The sequence below is a fragment of the Porphyromonas levii DSM 23370 genome (genome assembly GCF_000379925.1).
In the GTDB taxonomy this organism is placed as follows: domain Bacteria; phylum Bacteroidota; class Bacteroidia; order Bacteroidales; family Porphyromonadaceae; genus Porphyromonas_A; species Porphyromonas_A levii.
On record NZ_KB904205.1, the window covers coordinates 45,421 to 53,268 of the forward strand.

At 47.9% G+C, this 7,848-nt stretch carries 6 protein-coding genes; all 6 read right to left on the reverse strand.

Features of this window, described 5'->3' with window-relative positions; genetic code table 11:
• Positions 1-6: 6 nt before the first annotated feature.
• The 6 genes from A3GG_RS0100970 to A3GG_RS0100995 are packed head-to-tail and all read right to left on the reverse strand — an operon-like array spanning position 7 to position 7,185.
• Complete coding sequence (locus A3GG_RS0100970; RefSeq protein ID WP_018357476.1) at positions 7-1,866, reverse strand: V-type ATP synthase subunit I; 1,860 nt, start codon at positions 1,864-1,866, stop codon at positions 7-9.
• On the reverse strand, positions 1,863-2,480 hold the full coding sequence (locus A3GG_RS0100975) for a V-type ATP synthase subunit D (RefSeq protein WP_018357477.1): 618 nt from the start codon (positions 2,478-2,480) through the stop codon (positions 1,863-1,865). The genes A3GG_RS0100970 and A3GG_RS0100975 overlap by 4 nt, the downstream gene beginning before the upstream one ends.
• A 10-nt stretch (positions 2,481-2,490) precedes the next feature.
• The gene (locus A3GG_RS0100980) at positions 2,491-3,816 is read right to left on the reverse strand and encodes a V-type ATP synthase subunit B (RefSeq protein WP_018357478.1); all 1,326 of its coding nucleotides are present in this window, start codon (positions 3,814-3,816) and stop codon (positions 2,491-2,493) included.
• A 16-nt stretch (positions 3,817-3,832) separates the two neighbouring features.
• The gene (locus A3GG_RS0100985) at positions 3,833-5,590 is read right to left on the reverse strand and encodes a V-type ATP synthase subunit A (RefSeq protein ID WP_018357479.1); all 1,758 of its coding nucleotides are present in this window, start codon (positions 5,588-5,590) and stop codon (positions 3,833-3,835) included.
• 30 nt (positions 5,591-5,620) lie between these two features.
• Positions 5,621-6,592: a DUF2764 family protein gene (locus tag A3GG_RS0100990; protein ID WP_018357480.1), complete on the reverse strand. Its 972-nt coding sequence runs from the start codon at positions 6,590-6,592 to the stop codon at positions 5,621-5,623.
• A complete protein-coding gene (locus tag A3GG_RS0100995; RefSeq protein WP_018357481.1) occupies positions 6,592-7,185 on the reverse strand; it encodes a hypothetical protein in 594 nt (197 codons plus the stop codon). Before A3GG_RS0100995 ends, A3GG_RS0100990 begins: the two co-directional genes overlap by 1 nt.
• Positions 7,186-7,848 lie beyond the last annotated feature (663 nt).

The window sequence follows — 7,848 nt, forward strand, 5'->3', positions numbered from 1 at the left end:
TTCTGATTAGTCTTTTTCTACTTCAAGTTTCCTTAGAGGGTCATAGGTGATACCACCTCCCTCAAAGTCGGAGTTATTGAAGTATTCTACGTAGATCAGTCGGATAGGGTGTACTAGGGCGCCAATTGTTGTTAGCCCAAAGTTGATACCGTGTCCGAGTACCAAGATGAATGCTCCCACAGGGACAGCCAATAGTATTGGGAGTCCTGATGTTGCCATTACAGCAAGGTTATTAAACACTCCACCGAGTACGGCACCTGTAAGTCCGATAGCAAAGAGACGGATGTAGGAAAGGGTATCTCCCAGTAATCCCGACACAATATTATAAGTGTGCCATAGTCCTGCACCGAAGTTGACAAAGATGTTTTTCCCTGGTGTATTGTAGAAGAGCACCAAGAGCACACACAGTCCAGTAATACCGTAGAGGACATAAGTAGCCCATTGAGGGATGCTCACTTCTATCATCGGTAGCCCTACGAGTACTGCCAGTACGATGATAAGTGTGGGCCAAGCATACGACGATAGTGCTTTAGTAAAGCCCACTTGTTTGGTGCGCTTCAGTGCACCAATGTACTTCGCAAATATAATCTGGATAAATCCGAGAACAGGGGCAATAATCATCATGTTTTCAGACGAGATGAAGTACTCCCTTATACTTGCTAGGAATGGTACCTTTACCAGTTCCACACCGAAGAATGATCCACTAAAGAAGCCAATAACAACACCAGCGAGTCCGAGCCATTGCGCTAGTTCGAGCGTCTTCTTGGCAGCGGGTTTGGCTTTTCTCTTCAGTAGTGACGCCACTATCAATACCATCAGTCCATAGCCCGAGTCACCAAAGCATATTCCGAAGAATACCATAAAGAAAGGGGCAATGTATGGGGTAGGGTCAAGCTCACCATAGTTGGGCATAGAGAATAGCTCCACAAGGGGTTCAAATACTCGTGTAAACCTATTGTTCTTTAGCTTTACAGGGACATCCTCTATCTTATCTATTTCTAGCTCAGTGAAAGCGATACCGCTATCCATCAGGTCTTGCTCCATCTTGGGCGCAAGGTCTTTGGGTACCCAGCCTTCTACGACCACCAGCTTGTCATCGTACATTCGAGTGCCTTGGAAGTTGGCATTCTTCATGTTGAAGCTATTTTGTAGCTCCACAACCTTCTCTGCCAATACATCTGGGTGATAAGCGAGGTAGCTTCGGCTTCCGAGTAGTAGCCGCTTCTCATCCATTAGCTTGTCCTCCTTTGCTTTTAGCTGGCTAAGGCTGGCTGTTGGGAGTTTTTGGAGCTCAGCTTGGTCAAGGGTAGGGGGTGTCGCTTGCCTGGTCACCGTTACGAAGTAAGTATACCTCCCTTCGCTCTGAATTACCTGAGCGTCATACTGCTGCTCCCATTCCTCTTTGAACTGAGCTGGAGACACGACCCAGAAGTGGACAAAGTAGCCTGCCTCTTCTAGCTTCTTTATCAGTGAAAGGTCAAAGTCTCCCCATACCTCCAGTTCCTTTTGCTGGTTGTGCACCTCTGCGAGCTTACTCTCTACCTGAGCTATCTTATCCAGAGTTTCCGAATAGGTTGCTGTAAAGAGTTCGTAATCATTGATTACTCCCTCTGGTAGATCGCTGTGCTCTATTGTGTCTGGTGTCTGCCCCTCTTCTAGCTTATTGCCATTACGCACCGTATTCAGTCGTTGCTGTAGGTGCTTAATATCGTTTTGTTGCGATACATTTTGTGCAAACTCCTCTACCTTCAGAGGATTGGTATACTGCCGCACCTGTACTACACCTAGGTCACGGAGCTTATGGAGAAATTGCTGATACTCTGGTTCGTATACGAAGTAAGAGTATCTCTTCATTGGTACTATCATAGCTCTTCTCCTATTTTGTTTTTGGCTTTTGCCTCCAGATTGGAGCGCATAATCTTCTGTGACGCTTTGGAGAGCGATTCCTCATCCTCCAGATAGCGTTTGATCTTACGGATAGCATCTTGGTACCCTGGGATCTGTACCTTCTCAAAAAGGTTTACCTTCTGGGTAGTCTTCCTCCTGGCATGATCCAGTAGATCCAGCTTGATACGTCCCACCTCAGCTTCGATACCGATAGATGCCATACTCTTGATGAGCTGTGTCCCATCCATATACCACGAAGGCGTGGTCATAAGGCTGAATGGGCGTACCTCGAAGTCTATCTCACCAAGCTCTGGTATCTGTACCCCTGCAAAGCGCTTTATCTCCACCTGTACATCGTTGACACGTACAATAGTTGGGTCAAATTCGCTCCACAGTGCCACCATGCTATCGTAGCTCCGCATGCTCTCCTCCAACTGTCGCTCCATCTCTTCCACATGCTCCTTGGTGCGCTTCACCTCCATTCGGAGGGCGCTCTCCTTGCTCTTGATAGTAGGGAGGGCTCTTTCACGCACCTTCAGCTGCTTGCGCTGTTGCTGGAGGGAGGTTTTGTTATATTGAAACTTAATCGCCATCGATTATCTCTTAAGCATTGGTCGGCCAGTACTTCTCCACAAATTCCTGGCGGATATTTACCTCTGCTTGGTTGAAGTGCTTAGCGAAGAGCGACCAAGCGGTGTCCAACATCTGGGTAGAGTCGAGGTTTACATCTATAGCAAGTAGTTCCTTAGAGTACTCACGAGCGAAGTCGAGCGCACGTTGGTCGTAGTTGGTGAGGTCGAAACCATTCTCTTGCTTGGTCTGAGCATTGGCTGCATCGGCATACAGACGTACCGCAGCATTCATCACCTGTGGGTGATCCTTACGGGTCTCCTTACCAATTACCAGCTGCTTCAGACGTGAGAGCGAACGGAATGGGTCTACAATCACCTTACCCACCTCACTATCTTGGCGTAGGTAGAGCTGACCCTCAGTGATATATCCAGTATTATCAGGCACTGCATGAGTGATATCTCCTCCCGATAGCGTCGTAACCGCAATAATAGTAATCGAACCACCATCAGGGAATTGCACTGCCTTCTCGTAGATCTTAGCAAGATCTGAGTAGAGCGAACCAGGCATTGAGTCTTTCGAAGGAATCTGATCCATCTTATTCGATACAATGGCAAGAGCATCGGCATAGTTACTCATGTCAGTGAGTAGTACCAGTACCTTCTCTTTCTTCTCCACCGCAAAATACTCTGCCGCAGCTAGTGCCATATCAGGAATAAGCAGACGCTCTACCGAAGGATCCTCAGTGGTATTCACAAAACTCACGATACGATCCAGCGCTCCCGCATTTTGGAACGTGTTACGGAAATAGAGGTAGTCGTCATTCGTTAGTCCCATTCCTCCCAGGATAATTTTATCCGACTCTGCACGCATCGCCACAGTAGCCATCACTTGGTTGTAAGGCTGGTCTGGGTCGGCGAAGAATGGAATCTTCTGTCCTGTTACTAGGGTGTTATTGAGGTCGATACCAGAGATACCTGTAGCGATAAGCTCCGAAGGTTGTTCACGACGAACAGGGTTTACCGAAGGACCACCAATCTCTATCCTCTTTCCCTCTACCTCTGGGCCGCCATCAATAGGATCACCATAAGCGTTGAAGAATCGACCAGCAAGTTGATCGCTCACCTTTAGTGAAGGGGCATGTCCTAGGAAGATAACCTCGGCATCGGTAGGGATATCCTCTGTACCTTGGAAGATCTGTAGGGTTACTTCCTCACCATAGATGCGCACCACCTGAGCTAGTTTACCATTCACTAGCGCAAGCTCGTCAAAGCCCACATCCTTAGCATTGAGGGTACAAGTCGCTTTGGTAATCTTGGTTACCTTGGTATATATCTTTTGAAAAGCTGTAGTTGCCATACTTACTCCTTATCTATTATTCTGCACCCTGAGCAGCAATCATCTGCTTAGCTTCGTTGTGGTACTTCTCAAATTCCTCGCTCTTGAAGACAGAGTAGTTCATCTGCTTGAGCACATTGATGAGTTTCTTGAAGAAGTCAGCTACCTCCTCAAACCCTTCAAACTCAAAGTTCTTAGCACATATACTCATGACCAATTCCATCATGAATTGCTGGCGTTCCAGTGGGGTAATCTGATCAATATCATCAAAGGCATCCTGCTGGTAGATGATAAAGTCGATTAGCTCCGACTTCCAGAAAGTCTCATGGTGGTCTAGTGGCACACCGTCATCACCCAAGATGTTTATCTGCTCTGCCACCTCACGACCACGAAGCATACGGCGCTTTGCTTCACCTACTAGTTCTAGCCATTCTTTACCCATGATCTTGGCAATCTCCTCGGCAAACTCAGGGTATTCGATGTACTTAGAGTAGCTCTCAATAGGATTCACCGCAGGATAACGCTTCTTATCGGCACGGTCTTGCTCAAGTGCATAGAAGCAGCGAGCCACCTTCTGGGTATTCTCCGTTACAGGCTCCTTGAGGTTACCTCCCGCTGGCGAAACAGTACCGATAAAGGTTACCGAACCTGTCTTACCATTATTCAGATATACATAACCGGCACGAGCATAGAAGTTGGCAATAATTGCCGAGAGGTCCATTGGGAAGCCGTCAGGTCCAGGCAACTCCTCGAGTCGGTTGGACATCTCACGAAGTGCCTGAGCCCATCGAGAAGTAGAGTCTGCCATTAGGAGCACCTTCAGTCCCATACTCCTATAATACTCTGCCATAGTCATAGCAGTATATACCGATGCCTCACGGGCAGCCACTGGCATGTTAGACGTATTGGCTACCAATATAGTACGCTCCATCAGCTTGCGTCCTGTATGAGGGTCTACAAGCTCAGGGAACTCCTTGAAAATCTCCACAACCTCATTGGCACGCTCTCCACAGGCAGCTATGATAACGATATCCGCCTCAGCTTGCTTACTAATGGCGTGCTGCAGCACCGTCTTTCCCGTACCGAAAGCACCAGGGATAAATCCTGTACCACCCTCCACGATAGGATTCATGGTGTCTATTACGCGCACACCTGTCTCCAGTAGCTTAAATGGTCTTGGCTTCTCGCTGTACGCAGTGATAGCCCTCTTCACAGGCCACTTCTGCACCATGGTTACCTCATGCTCCTTGCCTTCGGCATCGGTGAGCACCGCAATCACACTGTCTACAGTATACTCGCCTGCTCCCACAATACTCTTCACTTGGTAAGAGCCTTTGAAGACAAAGGGAACCATAATCTTGTGTGGCTGATTATTCTCATCCACCTCACCCAGCCAACTCGCAGCCTCTACGCTGTCGCCGACTTCCGCAATAGGCTTGAAAGCCCATAGTTTCTCTCTATCTAGGGGGTCGGTATATTCGCCTCGGCTGAGGAATACCCCTTCCATCTTATCGAGGTCATTTTGCAGACCATCATAGTTCCTTGAGAGCATACCAGGTCCCAGCTGTACCTCGAGCATGTGTTGCTCAAAGGTAGCGGTATCGCCCACTCTCATACCTCTTGTGCTTTCAAATACCTGCACAATAGCGTGATTGCCCTCTACCTTGATCACCTCCGCCATCAGCTTTCTGCCGCCTACATTTACAAAGCAGATCTCATTCTGCCCTACAGGCCCATCTGCAAGGATGGTCACGAGGTTGGAGACCACTCCTATCACCTTGCCAGTTGTCTTCATCGGTATATTGTCTTAATCTTTGTATTTATGTTATTCATCCTCTCCTCCCGAGGTTTGCCTTACCCTTTTGGACTTGGCATGACTCTTGAGTGATTGCTTAAAGTCGTCCATCTCCTGCTTGAAGTCCTTATTTAGCGAAGATACAATCTCCCTAAACTGCTGTTCTCCTTGCACCTTGTCTAGCTTCTCCCAGCGCTCCAGTATTTGTAGCTTCAGGAGATAGACGAGCATCGCATTGATAGAGAAAATGTCGGCAAAGGTCTCTTCATCGAGAAGTCGCCATTTGTAATCATCGATCTTCTGCTCTCGCACAGCGAGGTTGTCCTCCTCTGCAATCTTGCGCATAGCACTCACTAGTTCGCCCTCTGGGGTGTAGGTAATCTCGCTCCAGTCTCCAGCCTTCAGCAACTGGTACAAAGGGCGATCGCCCAATATATATAGGCTTCTATCAAGCTTAAACTTATCTGCCGTTACTGCTGCCAGAGTAGCTGCAATGTCTTGCTCCAGTTTGAACCACCTGCGGAGGAACTCATTACCCTCCTTCTGCACATGTTCGGCGTAAGACATCAGGAGTAAATCAGCATAGAAAAAAGGTTGGTCTACCCCCTCGTGCTGCTCCGTTAGGTAGCGCGTTACAAACTCCTCCATATAGCGAGGGTACACACGCTTAGGGAGCCTAGGGTACTCCAGCTCTTGATACTCCGTCACCGCATTACGTTCCGCCTCTAGTCGCTGCCTAGTTGCTTCCACCAAGAAGCGTAGCTTTTCCTCCCCCAGCACATACATCTTGTGCTCGGGGACTACTACCTCCTTGCCACGTAATATTTGCAGAAGGAGAGCGTTGTCTTCCCTTAGTAATAGTAGGTCTATCTGCTTACGGTCGCTCTTTGTTGCCTGCTCCTTTAGAAGCGTCACAAATTCACGACTAGTCAGTTGGTGCGTGCGATAGTCGCCCTGCTTAAGCGTGGGTAGCTGGGCGCCAAGTGTATAGTAACCCGCCATCACTCGCCACCAAAGAGGATTTCACGCATACGAGGACGCATAAACTCCTTGAAGTACTCAGCGAATGCCTCCTTACTTACATTGATCTTGTAGTCTGCACCCTCTGGAGAGATGTCAAAATTAGCCGACTTACCTGCCACCTCAGTGATCTTAACCCCCTGATTGAGCACATCCTGAGCTTCCGCACGGAAATACTCCTCTAGCCCCTTCGCATCACTGGTCGAAATCTCTACGCCACCAGATAGTTGCTTAGCCATCTGTAGTACCACACCATAAAGAGCCTCTGGCTTGGCAAAGGCTGCATCGATAGCCTTATTTACCGCAGCGCTATTAATCATGCTTGTGATTTTGAGTTGAAGAGCATCCTCAGCGCTAGAGACCATATTCCTGACCTCTGTCTCAGACTGAGTCTTGAGGCGTTCAGCTTCCTCACGAGCCTCAGTTACGATGCGCTCCGCTTCACTCTTGGCCTTCTCTAGGGCGTCACGTCCTTGAGATTCCGCCTTAGCTACTATTTGCTCTGCTTGGCTATTGGCTTTCTCTACTCCATCTTTGTAGATCTTTTCGGCTAATTCCTGAATCTTGTTATCCATATTATATAACTATACGACTTTCGTCATTTTACATTGCCTTGCTCGGTAAGCCCTCCATCTTTATTGGGATGCTTGAGTGCCTCAAAGTTACGAATAATATTTTTTTTCAGCAAGAGTTTTTTCAGGTTATTTTGGTTTTATCTATCCTATACATTGAAGCTAAAGCCCCCCAGCCCCCTAAAGGGGGAGCCCATAGGTAAGGTGGAGGGAGGGGGCTCATCTTATCCACGCCCTCCTTCAGCCCCCAAACCCCCTAAAGGGGGCTTTGGATCCATTCCTCAGTTCAAGCGTGGCTAACGAAAACCCACTACTGTTTCGCCCTATATTCAGTCCGTAATAGGGTACATTAGCGTAGTTATATCTCTTGCCTTTTTCTAATACCCTCCTAGATTCCGCAAAGTATAGATCGGCGCTGTTGGGGGTAGTATTTGGGGGTACTTTGGGGTGCTCTTTGCTGTATTTTGGGAGGTGTTTGGCTGTTTTGGAGATTGGTCTTTGTCTTTTTTATCTATTTATAAGCTACTGAATACCACAATTATTGTAAATGGGTACACTTTGGGACACGAGATTGCCAGCGGGCTATTTGGTTAGCTCGCTACTGAATGTTTCCAATTGTTTGTTTCCCTCTCCTCTCCCTCTCCTTTTTGCTACACCGCTAGTTTT

What these genes read in the sequence shown, in the direction of transcription:
- A3GG_RS0100975 (WP_018357477.1), bottom strand. Translation starts at nt 2,480, where the DNA reads ATGGCGATTAAGTTTCAATATAACAAAACCTCCCTCCAGCAACAGCGC.
- A3GG_RS0100990 (WP_018357480.1), bottom strand. Translation starts at nt 6,592, where the DNA reads ATGGCGGGTTACTATACACTTGGCGCCCAGCTACCCACGCTTAAGCAG.
- A3GG_RS0100970 (WP_018357476.1), bottom strand. Translation starts at nt 1,866, where the DNA reads ATGATAGTACCAATGAAGAGATACTCTTACTTCGTATACGAACCAGAG.
- A3GG_RS0100995 (WP_018357481.1), bottom strand. Translation starts at nt 7,185, where the DNA reads ATGGATAACAAGATTCAGGAATTAGCCGAAAAGATCTACAAAGATGGA.
- A3GG_RS0100980 (WP_018357478.1), bottom strand. Translation starts at nt 3,816, where the DNA reads ATGGCAACTACAGCTTTTCAAAAGATATATACCAAGGTAACCAAGATT.
- A3GG_RS0100985 (WP_018357479.1), bottom strand. Translation starts at nt 5,590, where the DNA reads ATGAAGACAACTGGCAAGGTGATAGGAGTGGTCTCCAACCTCGTGACC.